Annotated in this window: 20 protein-coding genes, 2 tRNA genes and 2 pseudogenes; 4 read left to right on the plus strand and 20 right to left on the minus strand. The window is 67.6% G+C overall.

Features of this window, described 5'->3' with window-relative positions; translation table 11 throughout:
* Nucleotides 1-20: 20 nt before the first annotated feature.
* Nucleotides 21-1,418, minus strand: a complete 1,398-nt coding sequence (locus AC1DRO_RS10565) for an aldehyde dehydrogenase family protein (protein WP_476950774.1) — start codon at nt 1,416-1,418, stop codon at nt 21-23.
* Between the two features lie 112 nt (nt 1,419-1,530).
* Here AC1DRO_RS10565 and AC1DRO_RS10570 point away from each other — a divergent pair, with 112 nt between their 5' ends.
* The 3 genes and pseudogenes from AC1DRO_RS10570 to AC1DRO_RS10580 all read left to right on the plus strand — a co-directional run bounded on the left by AC1DRO_RS10570 (nt 1,531) and on the right by AC1DRO_RS10580 (nt 3,830).
* Entirely contained in the window at nt 1,531-2,037 is a 507-nt protein-coding gene (locus tag AC1DRO_RS10570) for a DUF2004 domain-containing protein (RefSeq protein WP_026537142.1), read from the plus strand.
* Nucleotides 2,038-2,126: 89 nt separating this feature from the next.
* Nucleotides 2,127-2,375, plus strand: a pseudogene (locus tag AC1DRO_RS10575) (transposase); the annotation flags it as partial.
* A gap of 249 nt (nt 2,376-2,624) precedes the next feature.
* On the plus strand, nt 2,625-3,830 hold the full coding sequence (locus AC1DRO_RS10580; protein WP_476950903.1) for an IS30 family transposase: 1,206 nt from the start codon (nt 2,625-2,627) through the stop codon (nt 3,828-3,830).
* 101 nt (nt 3,831-3,931) lie between these two features.
* On the opposite strand, the gene metE is transcribed toward AC1DRO_RS10580, so the two are convergent.
* Entirely contained in the window at nt 3,932-6,274 is a 2,343-nt protein-coding gene (gene metE / locus AC1DRO_RS10585) for a 5-methyltetrahydropteroyltriglutamate--homocysteine S-methyltransferase (RefSeq protein ID WP_476950775.1), read from the minus strand.
* Nucleotides 6,275-6,332: 58 nt separating this feature from the next.
* A complete protein-coding gene (locus AC1DRO_RS10590) occupies nt 6,333-7,307 on the minus strand; it encodes a methylenetetrahydrofolate reductase (RefSeq protein ID WP_476950776.1) in 975 nt (324 codons plus the stop codon).
* Between the two features lie 429 nt (nt 7,308-7,736).
* On the opposite strand from AC1DRO_RS10590, the gene AC1DRO_RS10595 reads away from it, so the two are divergent.
* A complete protein-coding gene (locus tag AC1DRO_RS10595) occupies nt 7,737-7,934 on the plus strand; it encodes a hypothetical protein (protein ID WP_018773338.1) in 198 nt (65 codons plus the stop codon).
* Between the two features lie 18 nt (nt 7,935-7,952).
* Here the strand turns inward: AC1DRO_RS10595 and AC1DRO_RS10600 are convergent, their stop codons facing one another.
* The 17 genes and pseudogenes from AC1DRO_RS10600 to rpmA form a co-directional block, all read right to left on the minus strand.
* Entirely contained in the window at nt 7,953-9,155 is a 1,203-nt protein-coding gene (locus AC1DRO_RS10600) for an ROK family transcriptional regulator (protein ID WP_476950777.1), read from the minus strand.
* Between the two features lie 155 nt (nt 9,156-9,310).
* The gene (locus AC1DRO_RS10605; protein WP_476950778.1) at nt 9,311-10,456 is read right to left on the minus strand and encodes a class I SAM-dependent methyltransferase; all 1,146 of its coding nucleotides are present in this window, start codon (nt 10,454-10,456) and stop codon (nt 9,311-9,313) included.
* A gap of 100 nt (nt 10,457-10,556) precedes the next feature.
* A pseudogene (locus tag AC1DRO_RS10610) lies at nt 10,557-11,689 on the minus strand (NAD(P)-binding domain-containing protein).
* A gap of 14 nt (nt 11,690-11,703) precedes the next feature.
* A complete protein-coding gene (locus AC1DRO_RS10615; RefSeq protein WP_476950779.1) occupies nt 11,704-12,063 on the minus strand; it encodes a zinc ribbon domain-containing protein YjdM in 360 nt (119 codons plus the stop codon).
* Between the two features lie 83 nt (nt 12,064-12,146).
* Nucleotides 12,147-12,944, minus strand: coding sequence for an amino acid ABC transporter ATP-binding protein (locus AC1DRO_RS10620; protein WP_476943509.1), 798 nt, complete (start codon nt 12,942-12,944; stop codon nt 12,147-12,149).
* On the minus strand, nt 12,931-13,596 hold the full coding sequence (locus tag AC1DRO_RS10625) for an amino acid ABC transporter permease (protein WP_018773344.1): 666 nt from the start codon (nt 13,594-13,596) through the stop codon (nt 12,931-12,933). Before AC1DRO_RS10625 ends, AC1DRO_RS10620 begins: the two co-directional genes overlap by 14 nt.
* 36 nt (nt 13,597-13,632) lie before the next feature.
* Nucleotides 13,633-14,454 carry an amino acid ABC transporter substrate-binding protein gene (locus AC1DRO_RS10630; protein WP_476943508.1) on the minus strand — a complete coding sequence of 274 codons (822 nt, stop codon included), beginning with the start codon at nt 14,452-14,454 and terminating at the stop codon, nt 13,633-13,635.
* A gap of 219 nt (nt 14,455-14,673) precedes the next feature.
* A tRNA-Ala gene (locus AC1DRO_RS10635) sits at nt 14,674-14,749 on the minus strand.
* 156 nt (nt 14,750-14,905) lie between these two features.
* Nucleotides 14,906-14,978, minus strand: a tRNA-Ala gene (locus tag AC1DRO_RS10640).
* A gap of 162 nt (nt 14,979-15,140) precedes the next feature.
* On the minus strand, nt 15,141-15,542 hold the full coding sequence (gene rsfS, locus AC1DRO_RS10645; RefSeq protein WP_018773346.1) for a ribosome silencing factor: 402 nt from the start codon (nt 15,540-15,542) through the stop codon (nt 15,141-15,143).
* Nucleotides 15,543-15,606: 64 nt separating this feature from the next.
* The gene (locus AC1DRO_RS10650; RefSeq protein ID WP_476950780.1) at nt 15,607-16,893 is read right to left on the minus strand and encodes a hypothetical protein; all 1,287 of its coding nucleotides are present in this window, start codon (nt 16,891-16,893) and stop codon (nt 15,607-15,609) included.
* Nucleotides 16,894-16,900: 7 nt separating this feature from the next.
* Nucleotides 16,901-17,599 carry a nicotinate-nucleotide adenylyltransferase gene (nadD, locus tag AC1DRO_RS10655; RefSeq protein ID WP_476950781.1) on the minus strand — a complete coding sequence of 233 codons (699 nt, stop codon included), beginning with the start codon at nt 17,597-17,599 and terminating at the stop codon, nt 16,901-16,903.
* A gap of 55 nt (nt 17,600-17,654) precedes the next feature.
* Nucleotides 17,655-17,894 (minus strand): hypothetical protein, encoded by a 240-nt coding sequence (locus AC1DRO_RS10660; RefSeq protein ID WP_230011093.1) that lies wholly within the window; start codon nt 17,892-17,894, stop codon nt 17,655-17,657.
* A gap of 80 nt (nt 17,895-17,974) precedes the next feature.
* Complete coding sequence (locus tag AC1DRO_RS10665) at nt 17,975-19,360, minus strand: glutamate-5-semialdehyde dehydrogenase (RefSeq protein ID WP_476950782.1); 1,386 nt, start codon at nt 19,358-19,360, stop codon at nt 17,975-17,977.
* Nucleotides 19,361-19,386: 26 nt separating this feature from the next.
* Nucleotides 19,387-20,589: a glutamate 5-kinase gene (proB, locus tag AC1DRO_RS10670; protein WP_476950783.1), complete on the minus strand. Its 1,203-nt coding sequence runs from the start codon at nt 20,587-20,589 to the stop codon at nt 19,387-19,389.
* A complete protein-coding gene (gene obgE / locus AC1DRO_RS10675) occupies nt 20,579-22,168 on the minus strand; it encodes a GTPase ObgE (protein WP_028277867.1) in 1,590 nt (529 codons plus the stop codon). Before obgE ends, proB begins: the two co-directional genes overlap by 11 nt.
* A gap of 117 nt (nt 22,169-22,285) precedes the next feature.
* Entirely contained in the window at nt 22,286-22,549 is a 264-nt protein-coding gene (gene rpmA, locus AC1DRO_RS10680) for a 50S ribosomal protein L27 (protein WP_009372867.1), read from the minus strand.

The following is a 22,549-nucleotide window of genomic DNA, read 5'->3' on the forward strand; positions in this document are numbered from 1 at the left end:
CCCGTTAGCCCGGCGTGCGTTCAGCGCTTCCTGGCCCGCTTCCCGACCGGCGCCACCAGCGCGTCGATGATCCGGTGCTTGGTCCGGGTGTACGGCGGATAGATCAGTTCCAGCGTGTCCGGCCACAGCGGCTTGTCCAGGGTGGGGCGCTCATGCGAGAACGTCCGCACCGAATGTTCCCCGTGATAGGCCCCCATGCCGCTGCCGCCGACCCCGCCGAACGGCAGCCCGGGGACGGACAGGTGGGCCGCCGGAACGTCGAAGCACAGGGCCCCCGACGAGGTCCTCCCGGCGAAGGCGCGGCGCGTCTGCGGATCGTTGCTGAAGACGTAGAGTGCCAGCGGCTTGGCGCGCCCGTTGACCTCCTCGATGGCCTCGTCGAGCCCGTCCACGGGCACCAGTGGCAGCAGCGGTCCGAAGATTTCTTCCGCCATGACGGCGTCGCCGGGCGCCGGGCGCAGCAGGGTCGGCGCAAAGTAGCGGCTGGCCGCGTCGTGCTGTCCGCCGTGCACCACCGTGCTGGCGTCGGCGAGGGCCGCGAGCCGTGCGAAGTGGCGGTCATCGACTATCCGGCCGTACGACGGGCTCGCCGCCGGGTCCGGTCCGAAGAGCGCCGTAACGGCCTTGATCAGCTCGGCCTGCAGCGGCTCCAGGATCTCCTCCCGGGCCAGGACGTAGTCGGGTGCGACGCACGTCTGCCCGGCGTTCATGAACCGGCCCCAGGCGATGCGTTTGGCCGCCGTGGCCAGGTCCGTGGATGCATCGACGTAGGCCGGGGACTTGCCGCCGAGCTCCAGCGTCACCGGGGTCAGGTGCTCGGCCGCCGCGCGCATGACCACCTTGGCCGCGGCTTCTCCCCCGGTGAAGAAGATGTGGTCGAAGCGTTCGGCCAGGAGGGCGGTGGTCTCCGGGATGCCGCCCTCAACCACTTCGGCGGCGCCGGCCAGGTATTCGGGAATCCAGCGGGCCAGTACGGCCGACGTGGCCGGGGCATGTTCGCTCGGCTTGAGGACCACGGTGTTTCCCGCGGCCAGGGCGCCGGCGAGCGGGGCGAGCAGCAGTTGCAGCGGGTAGTTCCACGGCCCGATCACCAGCACCACGCCCAGTGGGGTGAGTTCGGTCCAGGCGCGGGCCGGCCGCACTGCCAGCGGCACCGGCACGCGGCGGGGCCGCAGCCAGCCTTCGAGGTGCCGCTCCAGGTGCGCCGCCTCGGCGTCCACGAACCCGATCTCCGCGAGCTGCGCCTCGGTGTGGTGCTTGCCCAGGTCGCGGGCGAGGGCTTCGGCGAAGTCCGCGTGCCGCTCCGCGAGCATGCGCCGAAGCCGGCGCAGCTGATCCAGCCGCCAGGCGAGCGGGCGGGTGGTCCCGGCGTCGAACGCGGCCCGGGCACGGCCGACGGGTGAGATTACATGCTGCATCCGATCAATGTACAGTCATGCGGCCGTCCGCCGGTCCGGTACCGGATATTGCTCCGGTAGGGAAAACTCTTCAACGCTGGAATGGTCCGGTTTTCAGGACTATGTTGAAGATATGAACAAGGTAGCGAGCAAGCACTTCGGAGAGGTCGAGCTCAACCACGGACGGGAGCATAATCTCACCGCCACGCATGAGCTGGCGGGCCAGACCGTGGAGCTTGACCTGAACGTCAACGCACATGACCATTTCGATGAAGCGGCCATGCATAAAGTTGACTACCGCCTGCGCTTCCTGCCCGAACTCGTGGACCAGGTCCGCGAAATGATCGCCGAGGAACTGGACCAGGAAGGCACCAGTCCCCAGGAGTACCGCCACTTCCATTGCAACGCGATCAAGGACGAGCACCTCAAGAAGGTCTTCGGCGTCGAGGACAAGAGCCAGCTGACCGACGAGGTCTTCCTCAAGGCGCTCAAGCTCGGCCACGTGGGCATCTACCCCGGCCAGCCGGAACGCTACTTCGTCCTCGATTTCACGCTGGGCCAGCACTTCACCGACGAGGTCCTCGTCGCGTCCGCGGATGAGGACGGCGTCGTCGACGACGAAATCCTCTGGGAGTCCTGACCCGGGCATCCTGAGTCGCCGGTAATCCTGCATCGACTGCTCCGCAGATGCCCTTCCGGGTGCTCAAAACGGCGGCTGCCCAGCAATCGATGATCAAGAACGTACGACGCCGGCCGGTCACCTGGGAGGGGCGGGTTCTAACGGTCGTTGCAACACCCAACACTTTGGGAGTTGCAACGACCGTGTCGTTTTTAACGGAGGAAACAGCCCGGCGGCGGAAGTACACGCCGGAGCAGAAGGACCAGTTCTTGTCGGTGGTGGACCGGCTGGGGAGTGTGAGCGCGGCCGCGGCGGAGCTCGGATTCAATCAGATGACGTGCTATCAATGGGCGCGCAAAGCGGGACTGACTCAAGGGAAGCCGCGAAATCGGCAGGCGGGCCAGAGAAAGTACACGCGTGAGGAGAAGGACGAGTTCTTCGTCGTGTTCGACCGGCTCAAGGGCACGCGGCAGGCTGCCAGGGAACTCGGTTTGAATCCCGACACGTGCGCCGGTTGGGTGCGTAAAGCCGGGTTGAAAAGCTATGGGAAACCGGGGGCGGGCCCTCACCCCGGGCGGGATGAGTACTTCCGGCTGCGCAAGACCGGGTTGAACCGGCGGAAGGCTGCCGCGGTGGTCGGCATACATCTCCGGAGCGCCGAAGAGTGGGACCGCGGGATCCGTAAGTCCGGCGACCGACGCATTTACCCGGATGGCCGGGTGGTCGACTACAAACGTGGTGTGACCACTATGACCCCTCCCGCGGGCACGACCGGACCGGCCCTGGTCCCGTCGCTCCCGGTGGCCGCGCTGGAGAAGACCATCGATCCGCGGTTCCTGAGCGTGCAGGAGCGGGAGACGATCCGGGATCTGAAAGCTGCCGGTACTGCAACCAGGGCGATCGCCTACGCCCTGGGACGATCGCCCTCAACGATCAGCCGCGAGCTGGACCGCAACACCGATCCCCGGCTGGGTTACCTGCCGCACGGGGCGCAACGGATGGCCGCCGCCCGGCGCGCACGGCCCAAGAGCGCCAAGCTCGCTGGGGAGTCGGACCTGCGCGACTACGTGAAGGACAAACTGCTCATACGCTGGTCTCCGGAGCAGATCAGCCACACCCTGGTCGAAGAGTTCCCCGACAACCCGGAGATGCGCGTGAGTCCAGAGACGATTTATCAAGCCCTCTACGTCCAGGCAAGAGGGGGACTCAAGCGCGAGATACAGACCGCGCTGCGCACTGGCCGGACCCGCCGCAAACCCCACCGCACCGGCGAGCAACGCACCTCCAGGTTCGTGGATCCGATGGTCATGATTTCCGAGCGTCCCCCCGAAATCGAGGACCGCGCCGTGCCGGGCCATTGGGAAGGGGACCTCATCACCGGCGCCTACAACCAGTCAGCGATCGCGACCCTGGTCGAACGCACCACCCGGTACGTGATGCTCGTCCACCTGCCCGGGGACCACACTGCCGAAACCGTCCGCGACGGACTCGTCAAAACCATGGCCACCCTCCCGGAGCACCTGCGAGGGTCCCTGACCTGGGACCAGGGCGCTGAAATGGCCACCCACAAATCCTTCACCATTGCCACCGACATGCCTGTCTACTTCTGCGATCCGGGAAGCCCCTGGCAACGCGGCTCCAACGAAAACACCAACGGGCTGCTGCGCCAGTACTTCCCCAAAGGCACCGATCTGTCCGTCTACGGACCCGAAGACCTTGAGCACGTCGCGCAGGAACTCAACGGACGCCCACGCAAGACGCTCGGCTGGAATACTCCAGCCGAGCGTCTACGTGATTTACTACTGACCACCTAACCAGCAGGTGTTGCAACGACCCCTAGAAACCGCCAGGGTGACCGGCCGGCGTCGTTTGTGTGTGGAGCGGGCTCCCTGTCGGCTGCTTGCCTGGTGGCCTGTTACTTGGCGGCTGAGAGCAGTTCGGCGCGGACCGTCCTGGTGGCCGTGACGAGGTTGCGCAGGGACTCTTCAGTCTCGGCGTAGCCGCGGGTCTTCAGGCCGCAGTCCGGGTTGACCCAGAGCTGGCGGGACGGGACGTGCTTGACGGCGGTGCTGAGCAGTTCGGTGACTTCCTGTTCGCCCGGGACGCGGGGCGAGTGGATGTCGTAGACGCCCGGGCCAACGCCGCGGCCGAAGCCGTGGGACTCGAGGTCGTGGACGACCTCCATGCGGGAGCGGGCGGCCTCGATCGAGGTGACGTCGGCGTCGAGGCCGTCGATCGCGTCGATGATGGCGCCGAACTCCGAGTAGCACAGGTGCGTGTGGACCTGGGTGGCGTCCGCGGCACCTGCGGTGGAGAGCCGGAAGGACTTCACGGACCAGTCCAGGTACGCGGCCTGGTCGGCCTTGCGCAGCGGCAGGAGCTCGCGCAGCGCCGGCTCGTCCACCTGGATGACCTTGATACCGGCCGCCTCGAGGTCGGCGATCTCGTCGCGGAGGGCCAGTGCCACCTGGTTGGCGGTCTCGCCAAGCGGCTGGTCATCGCGGACGAAGGACCAGGCCAGGATGGTGACCGGGCCGGTGAGCATGCCCTTCATCGGCTTGCTGGTCAGGGACTGCGCGTACTCGGCCCACTTCACCGTGATCGGGGCGCTGCGGGTGACATCGCCCCACAGGATGGACGGTCGGGTGCAGCGCGAGCCGTAGGACTGGACCCAGCCGTGGACGGTGACGTCAAAGCCTTCGAGGTTCTCGGCGAAGTACTGGACCATGTCGTTGCGTTCGGGCTCGCCGTGGACCAGGACGTCGAAGCCGAGCTCTTCCTGCAGCTCCACGACGCGCTTGATCTCGTCCTTCATGAGCTGCTCGTACTGCTCCGTGGTGAGGTCGCCGCGGTTGGCGCGGGCCCGGGCGGTGCGGATTTCGCCGGTCTGCGGGAAGGAGCCGATCGTCGTGGTGGGCAGCGGCGGCAGGTGCAGCGCCTTGTCCTGGGCTGCCTCGCGGACGGCGTAGGCGGAGCGGTTGAAGTCGGCGCCGGTCAGGGCGGCGGTGCGGGCCCGGACGTCGCCGCGGCGGACGCCTTCGGCCTCGGCGCGGGAGGCGATGACGCGGGTGGCCTCGTCGATGGCGGGCTGGACGGCTGCCTCGTCGGTCAGCAGACCGGCGAGGGTGACGACTTCAACGGCCTTCTGGTCGGCGAAGGCCAGCCAGCTGCGCAGCTGCTCGGAGAGCTGGACTTCCTCGTCGACGTCGTGCGGGACGTGCTGGGTGGAGGTGGAGGTGCTGATGGCCAGCTTGGCCACCGACTTCTTCAGTTCGACGATCTTCTTCGCGGAAGCGGCGAGGTCGTTGCGCCAGATGTTGTGGCCGTCCACGACGCCGGCGACGAGGGTCTTGTTTCCCAGCGCCGCCAGGGCAGCGGCGGACGGGACCTCGCCCTTGAAGACGTCCAGGTGCAGGGCGTCGATGCCGGTGGCGGCGAGGGTGCCGAGCTGGCCGTTGAGCGCGCCGTACGGGGTGGAGACGAAAAGCTGCGGGCGCTGGGCCGCGGCGGCCAGGGCCTCGTAGGAACGGGCGACGGCGGCCTGGATTTCCACGGCCGGGGTGTCCTGGTCCACCACGAGGGCGGGCTCGTCGAGCTGGACCCAGCTGGCGCCGGCGGCGGCGAGCTTCTGAAGCAGCGCGGTGTAGACGGGGAGGATGTCCTCCAGGCGGGACAGCGGGCTGAAGCCGGCCGGGGCGTCGTCGGATGCCTTGCTCAGCAGCAGGAACGTGACCGGGCCGACGATGTACGGGCGGGTCTCGACGCCGTTGGCGAGGGCGTACTCGAATTCCTCGACGATCCGGTTCGAGGTCAGCGCAAAGTTGGTTTCCGGCCCGATTTCCGGCACGAGGTAGTGGTAGTTGGTGTCGAACCACTTGGTCATTTCCAGCGGCTGCTGGTCCTTGTTGCCGCGGGCCAGGGTGAAGTAGCCGTCGATGTCGAGCTGGCCCTGCGCGTTGAGGAGGTTCCCGAAGCGGGCCGGCACGGCGCCGAGGTGGGCGGCGGCGTCGAGCACCTGGTCGTAGTAGGAGAAGGTGCCGGGCACCGCGGCGGCTTCGGTCAGGCCCAGGCCCTGGAGCCGCTTGGCGGTGCCGAGCTGGATTTCCTTGGCGGCCGCGTCCAGGGCTGCGGCGTCGATCTTGCCGGCCCAGTAGGCCTCGACGGCCTTCTTGAGTTCGCGGCGGCGGCCGATGCGCGGGTAGCCCAGGATCGAGGCAGCCGGGAACGGAGTGGGGTTGGGGGTGTTCAGTGCAGTCATGGGAAGTCCTAAGTGTTGGTGGTGTGGTGCGGAGGGAAGTTGTGTTGTCCTGGCGCGGTCAGCTGGCGAGCTGGCGGCGGCTGGCCGTGTGCCGGTTGCCACTGTGCCGGTTGCCGCGGTGCGGGCGGGGCAGCGCGAGTTTGTCCAGCACATCCAGGGCCGCGGCGTGCTCATTGAACGTGTAGAGGTGGATGCCGGGGGCTCCGGCGTCCAGGGCTGCGTTGGCGAGATCAACGGTGGCGCTGACCCCGATCCGGGTCCGGTCGGCGTCGGTATCGGCAGCCGCGAGGCGTTCGATCAGTTCCGGGGCCGGTTCGACGCCGGTCAGTTCGCCGAGCCGGGCGAGCCGCCGGAGGCTGGTGAGCGGCATGACCCCGGGAATGATCGGGATGGTCACCCCGGCCCGGCGGGCCCGGGCGAGGAGGTCGGCGTACTGCTCGGTGTGGAAGAAGACCTGGGTGATGGCGAAGTCGGCGCCGGAGCGCTGCTTGGCCAGCAGGACCTCGACGTCGTGCGCCTCACTCGGGGATTCCGGGTGCCGCGTCGGGTAGGCGGCGACGCCGACCGCGACCCTGCCGGCGCACAGCAGCGCCGAGCGGCGTTGCTCCACGCGGCGGATGAGTTCGATCAGGTCCTGGGCGTACCGGAGCGATCCCGGCGGCGGGGTTTCTCCATTCTTGGGCCGGTCGCCGCGGAGGGCGAGGATGCCGCGGACGCCGACGTCGAGCAGTTCGCCGATGATCTCCGCCAGTTCCTGCGGGGAATTCCCCACGCAGGTCAGGTGGGCCAGGGGCCGGAGCGTCGTTTCCTGCACGAGCCGGTTGACGAGATCGACGGCGGTGCTGCGGTTCGAACCGTTGGAGCCGTAGGTCACGGACACGTAGTCCGGGTCCGTGGCTTCCAGTTCGCCGATGGTGGTCCAAAGGGATTCCGCGGCTGCGGGAGACCGCGGCGGGAACAGCTCGTAGGACAGCGCAACAGGCGCCGCGCCGGCAAGATTGGGATGGGTATCGATAAGGCTTGGTGGTGACATTTGCGTCCTTGGCTTTGAACACTGCCGCCGGGAGATCCGGAATCCCGGAGGACCGGAACCAGAAACGGAAACTCCGTCGTCAGTGAATTGAGTTTGGGGAACACGGAGGGAACTTCAGCAGGGCGCAGCCGCGACTGTTACGCCTGATACGAAGTTGTCCGTGAGCAAATGTCAGGCCCACATGGGGGCACCCACACCCTCCTGGGCCGCCCGGGGGCAGCTTTCAGCGGAGGATCGCTGACACGTTACTGAGGTAACTTGTATAGAACTCTAAGGCCGGGCCGTGGGACCCTTCAAGTCGGTCCCCGAATTAAGACGCACCTTTACGGCCGTTTGCGGCGCCGGGCAGAACAATGTTCGCCCACGACGGCATTTTCGCCCCGCGCGGCTGCTCTCCCCAACGCACCCCGGCAGGACTATCCTGTTGCCATGATCCAGCTTCCAGCCAGCTACCAGCAGTACCTCGCCGGCAAGAGCGAGAGCTTCATCAACACCGTCCGGCCCGTGCTCATGCAGTCGGCCGCAGAGAGGTTGCACGGGGTCCGGATTCTCGTGCTTCCGCATGGCCACCAGGCGCATCTGGATGACACCATCCCGTATGGGACGGTGGTTGAGGACATCGACTGACGCCCGGTTAGCCCCTGTCTAGTCGCCCAGGAGCAGGCGCTGGGAACGCGGAGCCAGCGTGTGTTCGAGCACCAGGCAGGCCGCACCGACGGCGCCGACGTCCTCGCCTACCCCCGTGCCCACGACTTCGATCCCATGAATCCTCCGGGTGGCACTGTTCGCCTCAACCAGTCCGGGGACCAGCTCGAGGTAAGCCGCTGAGAGGCAGGTCCAGAACGGGCCGCCGAACACTACCCGGTCCACGTCCAGGGCGTTGGTGACGACCGACACCGCACGGGCCACGAGCACTGCGGACCCACGAATGATTTCCTTGGCTGCGTCGTTGCCGGCGTCGGCGATCGCGCACAACTCGGCGAAACGTTCCTGAACTGCCGGTGCGCTCCTGTCCTGGAGTGAACCATTCAATATCCCGGCCGCCTCAGCCTGCGCCACGAGGACCTGCGGAATGGCAGAGGACTTCACGCAGCCGTGCTGCCCGCAGTCGCAGAGGGCACCGCCCGGGTCGACGATGATGTGCCCGATTTCCCCGGCGTTGCCCGAGGTCCCGCGGACGACTTCGTCGTTGAGGACGATCCCGCAGCCGATCCCGGTCCCCATGTACATGAAGACGAAGCTGCCCTCGCCGCTGGGGCCCCCGGCCCAGGTTTCGGCCACGGCTGCGCTGGTGACGTCCTTGTCCATGAGTGTCGACAGGCCCGTGGCCTCCGCGAGGCCATCCCGCAGCCCCACGTGGTCCCAGCCCGGCAGCAGCGGCGGGTCCACGACGGCGCCCTCGTTGAGGTCGATGGGCCCCGGCGACGCAACCCCGAGCCCGGCGATCCGGTCCGGGTCCACCCCGGAGTCCAGGATGATTCTCTTGATTTCGCCCGCGATGGTGTCAATGACAGCCCTGGGGTCGGTGCCGGGCGGGGTGGTGATCCGTGAGTGCCGGACGACGGCACCGAGCAGGTCCAGCACGACGAACGTGAGGACGGCCGGGTCCAGGTGGACGCCCACGGCATACATCCCCGAGGGATTCAGCCGGAGCATGGTCCTGGGCTTGCCCGGCCCGGTGCCTTCCTTGCCTGCCTCGACGATCAGGTGCTGGTCCAGCAGGCGGCGGGAAATGTTGGAGATGGTCTGCGGGGAGAGTCCGACAATCTGGGCGAGTTCCACCCGGCTCAGCCCGCCCGGCGTGCGGCGGATGGCGTCGAGGATGACTGTGAGGTTGAAGTCGCCCATCTTCGGTAGGTTGGTCCCTCGCCTCGGCGAGGGTTGCCGGAACTCGGTCACTGATACCTCTAAACGTTTTGGCCACGCACAGCAGTTGTCAGAATCGTACGTTACGTGCAGGCGTGCGCCCACACTTGTGCTTTACCGACACAAAGTTTCTTGCGTCAAGGCCGCCGGGTGCTGGCCGTGACGGTGAATTTTGGATTCCTGCCGGCCTCGCGGGTGGGACCGATCAGCCGTTCCAGAGCCGGCCGGTAGTGCAGGTGGCTGTTGAACACAGTCCAGAGCTCCCCGCCCGGGGCAAGCACCCTGCCGGCCGCTTCGATCAGCTTGATCCCCGCGCCGGAGTGGACCGCCGCTTCCAGGTGGAAGGGCGGGTTCAGCAGCACCAGGTCCGCGCTGGCGTCCGGGAGGGAGCTCATGGCGTCGTCCTGAAGCACGTCGATCCGACCGTCCAGGCCGTTGGCCCGGGAGGTGGCCAGGGCTGAGTCGACGGCTGCGGCGGACCGGTCGGTCGCGGTGACGCGGGCGCCGGGGTTGGCGCGGGCGTACATCGCGGCGAGGATTCCGGTGCCGCAGCCAAGGTCGACGGCATGGGTGGCGTGCGGCATCCGGGGCAGGAAGTCCAGCAGGAACCTGGTCCCGATGTCCAGCCCGGTGCCGGCAAAGACGGCCCCCCGGGCGCAGACCGTGAGCCCCAGTTCGTCGTTGACCTCAGTGACCGGGAAGGGCAGCGCGGCGGGGACCGGCCTGGGGCTCCGGGCCAGCAGGAGCCGTGATTTCTGCCGCGCCAGCTGGGGCTGGACATCCTCGAAGTAGCGCGCCAGGACGGCGTTCATGCCCAGGCTCATGTGTTTGACGCGTCCGCCCGCGACCAGCACCACCTCTGGCGCCGCATAGCGGGCCACGGCGTCGGCGATTTCCTCAAGTTCCGCCAGGGACCGCGGCAACTGCAGCAAGACCAGGGAGGCTCCCTCCAGCAGTTCGGCGCCCAACGGGAGGTGCTCGAAGCCGCCGTCGATGCCCAGGGCCTCGGCGTTCGCCCGCAGTGCCCGTTCACCGGTGATGAGGTCCTGCTGGACGCGCACGGCGTCCGCCCCGAGGGTCAGGGCGCCGAGGGTGAGGGCACCGTACCGGTCCCCCACCACCGCGAGCCGGCCCCCGGGCTGCAGCAGGCCGGCCGCGGGCATCTCCAGGGCAGAGTCGAGAAGGAGCCTGTCCGTGGCGTCCCAGGCCTGCAGGTTGTCGGCCTCGACGTCCGGGAATCTTCTCAGCCGGGCAAAGAGGGATTCGAAGCTGTTGTCCGCCACGCGCGTTGTGCCGCCGTTTCTTCTCGGGCTTGGGTATGGGTGCTGGCAGTGGGAGCCGGGTGTGAAGTCTCCCCCGGTGCTGCACTGCAGGTCTTTCGTTTTACGTTATACCGGACCGGGCCAGCAGGGTGACGATTCCGGCGACGGCGGCCCGGCCTGCCCGGTTGGCGCCGATGGTGGATGAGGAAGGCCCGTAGCCGACGAGGTGCACCCGCGGCTCGCCCGCGACCTGGGTGCCGTTCATCGCGATGCCGCCGCCGGGTCCGCGCAGGTGCAGCGGGGCGAGGTGTTCGAGTTCGGCACGGAATCCCGTGGCCCACAGGATGACCCCGGCGGCCAGGAAGCTTCCGTCAGCCATCCGGACCCCGTAGGGTTCGATCGCGGTGAACATGGGGTGCCGGTCCAGGGCGCCGCGCGCGGCGGCGGCGCGCAGGGCCGGGGTCCAGATCAGGCCCGTCACGGAGACGACGCTCTGCGGCGGCAGGCCCTGGCGCACCCGCTCCTCGACGAGGGCGACGGCGTCGTGGCCGGCCTGCCGGTCGAACGCAGCCTCGCGCCAGACCGGTAGCCGGCGCGTGAACCATGTGGTGGTGGTGACCTTGGAGATCTCATCGAGCAGCCCGACGGCCGAGATGCCGCCGCCGACCACAATGACGTGCTGCCCGCGGAATTCGTCGGCGGAAACATAGTCGGCGACGTGCAGCTGCCGGCCGCGGAAGCTGGCTTTGCCCGGATAGATGGGCCAGAACGGCCGGGTCCAGGTGCCGGTTGCGTTGATGAGGGCGCGGGCAGAGAAACGGCCGCGGGAGGTTGCGATGCTCAGCCGCCCGGCGGGGTCATCGTCCTCGCGGCTCACCGACTGCACTTTGACCGGCCGCTCAATCGCCAGGCCGAGGTCGTGCTCGTACCCGCCAAAATAGCGGGTGAGGAAACTGGAGCTGGCCTCGGCGGGGTCCACATCGGGCTGCGGGATTCCCGGGAGGTCGCTGATGCCGTTCACCGTGGCCATGAGCAGAGGCTCTTCCAGCGGTGCCGCCAGGCTCCGCCGGGCCCGTCCTCGCCGTCGAGCACGATGTACGTCCCGGCCGGGGCAGGGCCGGTCGCGTCAGCGCCGGCCATGTCAGCGCCGGCCGGGACGAAGCCGCGGCGCTGAAGGTGGTAGGCCGCCGACAGGCCCGCCTGGCCGGCACCAACCACGACGACGTCGGCCGCCCGCACCGTCTCTGCGGTCACGGTCGTGTCCCCAGTCAGATCTTCTTGACGACGCTGGACTTGAGCTGCATGGGGCCCACGCCGTCCACCTTGCAGTCGATGTCGTGGTCGCCAACACCGTTGACCAGGCGGATGCCGCGGACCTTGGTGCCGACCTTGATGACGGTGGAGCTGCCCTTGATTTTCAGGTCCTTGACCACGGTGACGGTGTCGCCGTCGGCGAGGACGTTGCCCACCGCGTCCTTGATGACGGCGGCCGCAGGGGCGTCGGCCTCTGTGTCAGTCTCCGCGGATCCGGACCATTCGTGCGCGCACTCCGGGCAGACCAGGAGCGCCCCCATTTCGTAGGTGTATTCGCTGGAGCATTCGGGGCACGGGGGCAGGGAGTCGTTCACCCGACCAAGTTTAGTCGCCGCCTGTGCCCGCGCGAATTCCCGCCGCCTTGCCCGCCGCTTATTCTCGCCGTGGGCGGGGCGCCTTAGAACGGGTTCAGCAGGCGGTCCACGAACTGCCGCGTGCGTTCCTCCCGCGGGTCCCGCAGTACGGTGTCGGGGTGGCCGCGTTCGACCACCACGCCGCCGTCCATGAAGATGACCTCGTCGGCCACCTGACGGGCGAACGCGAGCTCGTGGGTGACCACCACCATGGTCCAGCCTTCGTCCGCGAGTTCCTTGATGACGGCCAGGACCTCGCCCACGAGCTCGGGGTCCAGCGCAGAGGTGGGCTCGTCGAAGAGCAGCAGTTGCGGGCGCAGGGCGAGGGCACGCACAATGCCGACGCGCTGCTGCTGGCCGCCGGAGAGCTCGAACGGGTAGCTGTTCTCCTTGCCGGTCAGGCCGACGCGGGCCAACAGGTCCCGGGCCTCCTGGATCGCGTCCGCCTTGGGCCGCTTCTGCACCTGGACCGGGCCCTCGATCACGTTCTCCAGGACGGTCTTGTGCGGGAAGAGGTTGTAGTGCTGGAACACCATGGCGCTGCGGTCCCGCAAAGCCAGCACCTGCTTCTTCGCCACCGGTGTGGCAAAGTCCACGGTCAGTTCCCCTGCGAATTCGGCGACGCCGGCGTCGGGGACTTCGAGGCCGTTCAGGCAGCGCAGGACCGTCGTTTTTCCTGATCCGGACGGCCCGATCAACGTGACCACTTCGCCGCGGCGGACTTCAAGGTCGATGGATTTGAGCACAACATGGTGGCCGAACGACTTGCGCAAGCCGGTGACGGTCAGGAGCGGCTCGTCCGGGACAGGAACGTCAGAGGGTTGCGGTTCAGTGGGCGACATAGCGGTCCAATCTCTTCTCCAGGGCGGACTGTCCGCTGGCGAGAACGAGGCAGATGATCCAGTAGATCACGGCCGCCTCCAGATACAGCAGCATGAACTCCTGGCTGAAGGCCGCCACCTGCTGCGCCACGCGGAACAGTTCGGTGACGAGGATCAGCGACGCCAGCGACGTGTCCTTGACCAGGCTGATGAAGGTGTTCGACAGCGGCGGAACCGAGACCCGGGCGGCCTGCGGCAGGATGATCCGCACGAGCGTCTGCCGGCGCGACATTCCGATGGTGTGGCCGGCCTCCCACTGGCCCTTCGGAACCGACAGGATGGCCGCCCGGATGACCTCCGCGGCATAGCCGCCGACGTTCAGGGAGAACGCGATGATGGCGCTGGGCCAGGGGCTGATGGTGATTCCGACGGAAGGGAGCCCGTAGAAAATGACGAACAGCTGGACCAAAAGCGGGGTTCCGCGGATGACGGAGATGTAGGTCCGCGCCACCGCCGAAACCAGGCGGTTGCGGCTCAACCGCATGAGGGCCACCACCAGTGCCAGCAGCAGGCCCAGGCTGAACGAGGCCAGCGCCAAGGGAATGGTGCCGAAGATCGCACCCGTCAGGAGCGGGCCCAGCGATGACCACACGAGTTCCCAGTTGATGCTCATGCCCGGACGCGGCGTTTCTCTGCGGCTTGCACAGGGCTACTTCGAGACGTCGGCGTCGAAGTACTTCTGGGAGATCTTCGTCAGCGTGCCGTCGGCCGCCAGCTCGCCGAGGGCCTTGTTGATGGCATCGGTCAGGCTGGTGGATCCCTTGCGCAGGGCGAACGCGCTCAGCGACTTGTCGGTGGTCTCGGCGGCAATCTTGATGCCGGCGTCGTGGTCGGTCTTCTGGGAGTCCAGGTAGGTCAGCTTGTCGTTGATGGTGGCATCGACGCGGCCCTGCTTGAGCAGCGTGATCGCCTGCGCCCAGCCCTCCACGGCCTCGACATTCGCGCCGCTCTGCTGCGCCAGCTTGTACCAGTTGCTCGTCAGGGACTGCGCCGTGGTCTTGCCCTTGAGGTCGTCAAAGGAGTGGATGCTGTCGTTGTCCGACTTCGTGACGATCACGCCGGTGCTCACCGTGTACGGGGTGGAGAAGTCGTACTTCGCCTTGCGCTCGTCGGTGATGGAAACCTGGTTGGCGACGACGTCGAACCGTTTGGCGTCGAGGCCGGCGAAGATGGCGTCGAACTGCGTCTCCTGGTAGGAGGGCTTGACGCCCAGCTTCGCGGCGACGGCGTTCATGATCTCCACGTCGTAGCCCGTCAGTTCACCGCTGCCGTTGGCGTGGAACGTGAACGGCTTGTAGGTGCCTTCCGTGCCGACCTTGAGCACGCCTGCGCTCTTGACGTCGCTGAGGGAGGTGTCCGCACCGGCTGCCGGCGCTGAGCTGGCCGGGGTGGTGGACGCCGACCCGCAGCCTGCCAGGGCGAGTCCTGCAGCAGCGATGAGGCCAATAACGGAAAGTCGTGTGCGCTTCATGATGTTCCTTAGTCGTGGAGCCGGAAATGGCCTTCCAGCTAAGCCGCATGGCGGCTGTCTCCTAGCGACGATAGCAAGGTCCAGCTCAGGGTGGAGAGCCTAAATGACAGTTTATGACGTCCAGTCATGAGACGGTCTTGACGGATGCGGCTTTCGAACTCCCGCATAGCTGCGGAGGGTACGAAAAAGGGAACCACCGCCTAGCGGTGATTCCCTTTCTGGTGGAGCTGAGGGGACTCGAACCCCTGACCCCCTGCATGCCATGCAGGTGCGCTACCAGCTGCGCCACAGCCCCTCATTTGCCTGGAAGTTTCGTCCTCCCTGAAGCAACCTGAATAGCCTAAACCACAAATCGCGTTCGCGCTAATCGGCGCGCTGACTCATGGAACAGGGTGCGGAACAGGGCACAAAAAAATCCGCCGGAATCTTTCGATTCCGGCGGATTATCCGGTGGAGCTGAGGGGACTCGAACCCCTGACCCCCTGCATGCCATGCAGGTGCGCTACCAGCTGCGCCACAGCCCCGAATTTTCGCTGCTCCGAGCATGTCTTCCGACGTGCGATGTTCCGGTTTTTTGTCCGGATTTCTCCGAAGCAACTCAAATATCTTAGACCGGCCCTCCGGAAAATTCCAAATCGCGCATATTCGGCTCGGTTTAGCGTCCGGAGGTGGCCTGAACGCGGGGGCTACTCCGTGTCGGTGCCGGCGGTGGCCTTGGCGGAGGCGTCGTCGCCGAGCTGCAGATCGACGACGGGGCAGTCCTTCCACAGGCGCTCGAGGGCGTAGAACACGCGGTCTTCCTCGTGCTGGACGTGGATGACGACGTTGGAGTAGTCCAGCAGCACCCAGCGACCGCCGGAGCGGCCCTCGCGGCGGACGGGCTTCTGGTCAAACTTGGAGAGCTCGTCCTCGATGCCGTCCACGATCGCGTTGACCTGGCGTTCACTCGGGGCCGAGGCAATCAGGAAGACGTCGGCCAGGGCCAGCCGTTCGCTGACGTCCAGGGCCACGATGTCCTCGGCGAGCTTCTCCGAGGCAGCGCGGGCTGCGTGGCGGGCGGTAGTGATGGATGAATCGGTTGCAGTCACGGGACTCCTTGTAGTGATGAAAAATTATGGTGATGAAAATGTGGCGCCAGTGGCGGCCTGAGACCTAGTGGGCCAGCCCGGTGACGATCAGCGTGATGCCGGCGATGAGGGCAACGATCCCCACCGCCAGGACGCCGAGCTGGAGCATGCGCAGGCGGCGCGCCCGGCCAAGCCCGGCGGTAGCGGCATCCAGGGGTTCGAGCCCGTAGGCGGCATTCGCGGCTACGGGTTCCCCGCCGACGAGTCTTTCCTCGGCCTCCCCCGCCGAATTTCCCGCGTTTGCCGCGTTTGCAGCGTCTGCCCGCCGTGCCGTTCCGGCTTTCGCGGCTGCTTCCGCACGGGCCAGGACGCCGGCCCTGCCAGCGGCAGAACCCGTCGCGGGACCTGCGGCCTTCTGGCGGGAGATGCCCGGCCGCCGCAGGCCGGGTTTCCTCGGCGCGTCCACGCGCGGACCCGGGTTGGTGACAACCGGAACGTACGACGTGGCAGGGCGCTTCATGACGGGCCGCTCCACGCCGGGAACCTTCTCGAATTCCAGGGGCGTGACCATGGCCAGGTTGTTGGCCGTGGTCGGATCGTTGCGGGGCGCCGCCGGCTGGCTGTTTTGTTCGGCAAGCTTCTGCTTGGCGGCGGCGCGGCGGTTCAGGATTGCGGCACGCTCGGCGAGGGCGATCTGCTCGGCCAGGACGGCCGGATCAACGGCATCCGGATCCGTGGCCGCAATGTGTTCCATCTTGGCTACTTGGTTCTTGGCCTGCTCCGCGAGGAGTTCGCGGGCGGCCAGCGCCTGCTCCACAGTCATGCCCTCGGGCGTCGCCCCGCCCGGTCCGGCGCCGTCGGCCGCGGGAGCCTTGGGCGCAGCGGGGGCCTTGGGCGCCGGGGCGGCCGCCCCAGCCGCGGCAGCGCCCTTCGCGGCCGCATCCGTGGAGGCGGCGTCCTTCGGGGCCGGCGAAACCACCGGGGTGGCCCGGGTCCGCGGCGACACCGGGACAATGGTGTTGGCTTGGGTGGCCGGGGCCGTTTCAGTCGCCAGCTCCAAAAGCCTTAACTGGCGTCGCGTGGGCGGTCCTCCGCCGGCCAGCTGGCCTTCCTTCTCTGCGAGTTCCTTGATGGTGCGCAGCGCGGCGCGGTCCCGTGCCCGGACCTGGGAAGACCGCTCAGTGCCAGCGGGCACAGAATCAGCGGGCACAGACTCAGCACGCACAGAGTCCACCGGAGCGTCGGCAACGCGACGGCTCCGGCCGGTGATTTCGGCCTCCGTCGGCTCGCCCGGGCCCGGAGTGTCCAGACGTTCATCTCTGGCCTGCCGCAATTCGCGGCGGCTGCGGATGGGAGGCTGTTCCTGACTCATGGCAAACTCATTCAGTGCTGGCTGGTTGGGTTATCTCAAAGGCTGGATCGTGCTGTGCGGGGGCAGTCCCGGCCGCGCCGTTTCCGGCGTTGGCGTTTCCGGCGTTGGCTTTCGCGGCGTGTCCGGCTTCGAGGCGATCGGCGTCGGGGCTGGCGTGGTACAGGCCGTATTTGGCGATGTACTGGACCACCCCGTCCGGCACGAGGTACCAGACCGGGTTGCCTTCGGCCACCCTCGTGCGGCAATCCGTGGAGGAAATGGCCATGGCCGGGACCTCCAGGAGGCTGACGTCTTTGCGGCCCATGCCGTCCAGGACGTGGCCGGGCCGGGTTACGCCCACGAAGTGCGCGAGGGACCAGAGCTCATCGATGTCTTTCCAGGACAAAATCTGGGCCAGGGCGTCGGCGCCGGTGATGAAGAACAGATCGGCGTCCGGACGCAGGGTCCGCAGGTCACGCAGGGTGTCGATCGTGTAGGTCGGTCCCGGACGGTCCACGTCCACCCGGCTTACGGTGAAGCGCGGGTTCGAGGCCGTGGCGATGACTGTCATGAGATACCGGTGCTCGGCTTCGCTGACCTTCTTGGCCATCTTCTGCCAGGGCTGGCCGGTGGGCACAAACACGACTTCGTCGAGGTCGAACTTGGCCGCGACCTCACTGGCCGCGACAAGGTGTCCGTGGTGGATGGGGTCGAACGTGCCGCCCATCACACCCAGACGCAGGCGGCGCTGGGCGCCGCTCTGCTTCGTGGGGGCGGAAATATTAGTGACCTTGGCCGTGATCGTGCTTGTTCGGGTGCTGGCGGTGCGGGTCCGAGTGCTCCTCGACGGCCACGTGGCGCCGACCCAGGTTGGAGTAGGACAGGGTGATCAGCAGCAGGACCACCAGAATCGCGAACATGGTGCCGCCAATGACAAACGGCGGTGCAATGAGCGGTGCGAGTTCCTCGTGGCCCGATTCGCCGGCGGCGGCGACGAAAGTGGCGATCTGCTGCGACAGCATGTTCTCCCCTAGTGAGTTCAAAATTTGACGACGGCGGAGGTGTCCACCGTTCCGGTCTTCCGTTCCATGTTACAGCGTTGCTAGCCCCGGATCTGGCCCTCGCCCTGCACGATCCACTTGGTGGTGGTCAGCTCGGTCAGTCCCATGGGGCCGCGGGCATGGAGTTTTTGCGTGGAAATGCCCACTTCGGCGCCGAGGCCGAGCTCGCCGCCGTCGGTGAAGCGGGTGGAGGCGTTCACGATCACGGCGGCCGAATCGACGTCGGCGATGAAGCGCTCGGCGTTGGCGAGGTCGTTGGTCAGGATCGCTTCGGTGTGGCCGGTGGTCCACTTCCGGATGTGCCTGACGGCCTCGTCCAAGCTGTCCACCATGGCCACTGCCAGGTCCAGGTTCATGTATTCGGTGGCCCAGTCGTCGTCCGTGGCCGGCACGGTCTGGATCGAGGCCGGCAGTGCGGCGCGGACGCGCTGGTCCACGTGCAGGGTGACCCCGGCTGCCCGCAATGCGGAGGCGACCGCGGGAAGGACGGTGGACTTGGAGTGCACCAGGAGCGTTTCGACGGTGTTGCAGACGCTGGGCCGCTGGGTCTTGGCATTGAGGAGGATGTCCACGGCCATTTCCTCGCCGGCGGAAGCGTCCAGGAAGATATGCACGTTGCCTTCACCGGTCTCGATGACCGGCACGGAGGAGTTCGTCACAACGGTCTGGATAAGGTCGCGGCCGCCGCGGGGAATGAGCACGTCCACCCGGCCGCGCGCCCGCATGAGCGCGTTGGCGCCGTCGCGGCCGTATTGGTCAACGGTCTGGACGGCATCAGCGGGCAGGCCCACCGATTCCAGCGCATCCCGCAGGATGGTGATCAGCGCGGCGTTGGTGGCAGCGGCGGCGGATCCGCCGCGCAGGATGACGGCGTTGCCGCTCTTGAGGGCCAGTCCGGCGATGTCGACCGTGACGTTCGGGCGCGCCTCATAGATCGCGGCCACCACGCCCATGGGTACGTTGATCTGACGCAGGCGCAGCCCGTTGGGGAGGGTCTGGCCCCGCACGACGTTTCCGACGGGATCGGGCAGGGTGGCGAGGTTTTCCAGTGCGGCGGCGAGTGCCGTGATGCGTGAGTCGGTCAGCGTCAGGCGGTCCAGCAGGGCGGCGCTGGTGCCAGCGGTCCGGCCGGCAGCGACGTCCTTGGCGTTGGCGGCCAGGATCTGAGGCTTTTGTTCCACCAGCGCTTTGCCGATGGCCCGCAGGCCCCGGTCCTTCCAGGCCCGGTTGGCGCGCGCCATCCTGTGGGCAGCATGGCGCGAGCGGTCAGCGATCGCGTGCACGGCTGCTTCGGTCTCCGTGGCCGCGGCCGGCGCCCCTGCCGGATCCGGTGCCGCGGCGAACCCTCGGGCGGGCGCGGCGGTACCGGCGGGAACGGTGCCGGCAGGCACATCAGTCACGGCAGCGGAAGTCAGGGCCTCAGTCATGCTTCCAGTTTAGGCGCCGAGTGAACCTAGACCAGCACCAGGTCGTCAACATGAACAACTTCGCGGTCATATCCGCGGCCCAGTGCCTTGCCGAGCTCATGGGTGGAGCGGCCCAGCATTTGGGGCAGCTCGGCGGCCGAATAGTTGACCAGCCCGCGGGCAATCACGGTGTTGTCCACGGACACCATCTCCACGGCGTCGCCGGCCTCGAAGTCGCCCTTCACCGCGGCGATTCCGGCCGGCAGAAGCGAGGTGCGGCGGTCGCGGACGGCCTTGACCGCGCCGTCGTCGAGCACCAGAGTGCCGCGCACGGATGCCAGGTGGGCCAGCCACAGGAGCCGGATCGGCTTGCGCGCGCCGTTGACGGAGAACCACGTGCCCACATCCTCGCCGGCCAGCGCGGCGGCCGCATTGGCCGTGGATGTTACGAGGGCGTGGATGCCCGACCCCGCCGCGATGCTGGCGGCTTCCACCTTGGTGACCATGCCGCCCGTGCCCACGCCGGCCTTGCCGGTGCTGCCGATCGAGACGCCGTCGAGGTCGCGGGGGCCGGAGACGTGCGGAATCCGCTTGGCCCCGTGCGACGGCGGACCGTCGTACAGGGAGTCGACGTCGGACAGCAGCACGAGCGCGTCGGCGCGGACCAGGTGTGCCACCAGGGCAGCGAGGCGGTCGTTGTCGCCAAAGCGGATCTCGTGGGTGGCTACCGTGTCGTTTTCGTTGACCACCGGGACAACGCCGAGGTTCAGCAGCCGGTCCAGCGCTCGGAACGCGTTGGTGTGCTGGCTGCGGCGCATGAAGTCATCCGCGGTCAGCAGCACCTGGCTGACGGTGACCCCGTGCGCGCCGAAGGCGTGGGTGTAGCGGGCCATCAGCAGGCCCTGGCCCACACTGGCGGCGGCCTGCTGGGTGGCGAGGTCGCGGGGGCGCTTCTCGAGGCCGAGCGGGGCGAGGCCGGCGGCGATCGCGCCGGAGGACACCAGGATGATCTCCGCGCCCGCGTTGCGCTTGTGCGCCAGGGCGTCGGCGAGCCCGGTCAGGGCCTCTTCGGAGATCCCACCCTTGATGGACGTCAGCGAGGACGAGCCGACCTTGACGACGATCCGGCGCGCCCCGGACAGCGCGGTGCGGTCCGGGGCGTTGATGGTCTGGGCACCGATGTTTTGGGCACCGATGTTTTGAGCGCTGAGCGGCTGGGACCCGTGCTCGACGACGGTCTTACTCGTCATCGGCTTCGCCCAGTCCACTCTCCTTGAGCGGCTGCCGCGCGCGGCGGCCGCTGACGGATTCGGTCCAGATGCCGGCCTTGCGTTCGGCTTCGAGCTCGGCGCGGGCGGCGGCCTTGGCGTCGCGGCGTTCCTGCTGTTCGTCGCGCTTCTGGCCACGCGTCGGGCGGTCGCCGATGTCGGCGAAGCGCACGTCCGTGCCGCGGGGCGAGGCGAGCAGCTCGGCCCCGGCCATCATGGTCGGCTCCCAGTCGAAGACGACGCCGTCGTCCTCGCCGATGACCACCATGTCGCCCGGCTTGGCGCCCTGCTTGAACAGTTCATTTTCGACGCCGAGCTTGGCCAGGCGGTCGGCGAGGTAGCCGATCGCTTCCTCGTTGGTGAAGTCTGTCTGCTTGACCCAGCGCACGGGCTTGTCGCCGAGGACGCGGAAGAGCGGCTCGAGGTTCTTTTCTTCGCGGCGGATCGTGAAGCCGGTCTCGTTGACGGCGCGGGGGCGCAGCACGGGGGCGTGTACCTTCGGCGGGGTCGCGGCGACGGCGTCGCGGGCGGCCTTGACGATTTCGGCCATGGCGAAGCCGAGCTGGCGGAGGCCTTCGTGGCTCGTCGCCGAGATCTCGAAGACCTTGTAGCCCCTGGATTCGAGCTCCGGGCGGACGAACTCGGCCATGTCCTTGCCGTCCGGCAGGTCAACCTTGTTCAGGGCCACGAGGCGGGGGCGGTGGTTCAGAGGAACGACTTCGCCGTCGGACCCGCTGTAGCTCATGTCGACGGCGTACTTCTCCAGCTCGGCCTCGATGATGGCGAGGTCGGAGAGCGGATCGCGGTCCGATTCGAGCGTGCCGCAGTCCAGCACGTGCACCAGGGCGGCGCACCGCTCGACGTGGCGCAGGAAGTGGTGGCCCAGGCCCTTGCCCTCGCTGGCGCCCTCGATCAGGCCGGGGACGTCGGCGATGGTGAAGCGGACTTCACCGGCCTGGACGACGCCGAGGTTGGGGATGAGGGTGGTGAAGGGATAGTCCGCGATCTTGGGCCTGGCGGCGGACATGGCGGCGATCAGGCTGGACTTGCCGGCCGAAGGGAAGCCGACGAGGGCGATGTCGGCGATGGACTTCAGTTCCAGGACGACGTCGCTGGATTCGCCTTCGATGCCGAGCAGCGCGAAGCCGGGCGCGCGGCGCTTCTGTGAGGACAGGGAGGCGTTGCCGAGGCCGCCGATGCCGCCGGCGGCGGCGATGTATTCGTCGCCTTCGGCCACGAGGTCGGCGATGACGTCGCCGGACTTGGACTTCACTACGGTGCCCACCGGCACCGGAAGGATCAGGGTTTCGCCGTTTTTGCCGCCGCGCCAGTCGCCCATGCCGGGGCCGCCGTTGGTGGCGTGCCGGTGGGGCGCGTGGTGGTAGTCGAGCAGGGTGGTGGTCTGGGGGTCCACGCGGAGGATGACGTCGCCGCCGTTGCCGCCGTTGCCGCCGTCGGGACCGCCGAGGGGCTTGAACTTCTCGCGGTGGACGGAGACACAGCCGTGGCCGCCGGTACCGCCGGATACGTGCAGTACTACCCGGTCTACAAAGCTCGCCACGTGGATCTCCTCAGTGCTGTTCCCCGGACCCCCAAAGGGGCCCAAGATGATTGTAATGCGGTTAAAACACCGGTGGAGCGGACCTAATGGCCCGCCCCACCGATTTAGAACTTATTGTTACTCTGCAGCTGCAGCAGCCACGATGTTCACAACGCGGCGACCACGGCGGGTGCCGAACTCGACAGCACCGGGGGTCAGGGCGAACAGGGTGTCGTCCCCGCCGCGGCCTACGCCGGCGCCCGGGTGGAAGTGGGTGCCGCGCTGGCGGACGATGATCTCGCCTGCGGAAACTACCTGGCCACCGAAGCGCTTGACGCCGAGGTACTGGGCGTTGGAGTCACGACCGTTGCGAGTGGAACTCGCGCCTTTTTTATGTGCCAT

The organism is Arthrobacter sp. P4_F11 (assembly GCF_056401395.1).

Bases quoted from the DNA above. Each gene is read 5' to 3' on its own strand.
- AC1DRO_RS10600 (WP_476950777.1), bottom strand. From the start codon at position 9,155: ATGGGCGACTTCAACCTCACAGTCATCCTCGACGCCATCCGCCGCACG.
- AC1DRO_RS10625 (WP_018773344.1), bottom strand. From the start codon at position 13,596: ATGAGCATCAACTGGGAACTCGTGTGGTCATCGCTGGGCCCGCTCCTG.
- AC1DRO_RS10630 (WP_476943508.1), bottom strand. From the start codon at position 14,454: ATGAAGCGCACACGACTTTCCGTTATTGGCCTCATCGCTGCTGCAGGA.
- AC1DRO_RS10570 (WP_026537142.1), top strand. From the start codon at position 1,531: ATGAACAAGGTAGCGAGCAAGCACTTCGGAGAGGTCGAGCTCAACCAC.
- AC1DRO_RS10595 (WP_018773338.1), top strand. From the start codon at position 7,737: ATGATCCAGCTTCCAGCCAGCTACCAGCAGTACCTCGCCGGCAAGAGC.
- AC1DRO_RS10660 (WP_230011093.1), bottom strand. From the start codon at position 17,894: ATGCTGTCGCAGCAGATCGCCACTTTCGTCGCCGCCGCCGGCGAATCG.
- proB (WP_476950783.1), bottom strand. From the start codon at position 20,589: ATGACGAGTAAGACCGTCGTCGAGCACGGGTCCCAGCCGCTCAGCGCT.
- rpmA (WP_009372867.1), bottom strand. From the start codon at position 22,549: ATGGCACATAAAAAAGGCGCGAGTTCCACTCGCAACGGTCGTGACTCC.
- AC1DRO_RS10650 (WP_476950780.1), bottom strand. From the start codon at position 16,893: ATGAGTCAGGAACAGCCTCCCATCCGCAGCCGCCGCGAATTGCGGCAG.
- metE (WP_476950775.1), bottom strand. From the start codon at position 6,274: ATGACTGCACTGAACACCCCCAACCCCACTCCGTTCCCGGCTGCCTCG.
- nadD (WP_476950781.1), bottom strand. From the start codon at position 17,599: ATGGGCGGCACGTTCGACCCCATCCACCACGGACACCTTGTCGCGGCC.
- AC1DRO_RS10590 (WP_476950776.1), bottom strand. From the start codon at position 7,307: ATGTCACCACCAAGCCTTATCGATACCCATCCCAATCTTGCCGGCGCG.
- AC1DRO_RS10665 (WP_476950782.1), bottom strand. From the start codon at position 19,360: ATGACTGAGGCCCTGACTTCCGCTGCCGTGACTGATGTGCCTGCCGGC.
- AC1DRO_RS10620 (WP_476943509.1), bottom strand. From the start codon at position 12,944: ATGTCGCCCACTGAACCGCAACCCTCTGACGTTCCTGTCCCGGACGAG.
- AC1DRO_RS10565 (WP_476950774.1), bottom strand. From the start codon at position 1,418: ATGCAGCATGTAATCTCACCCGTCGGCCGTGCCCGGGCCGCGTTCGAC.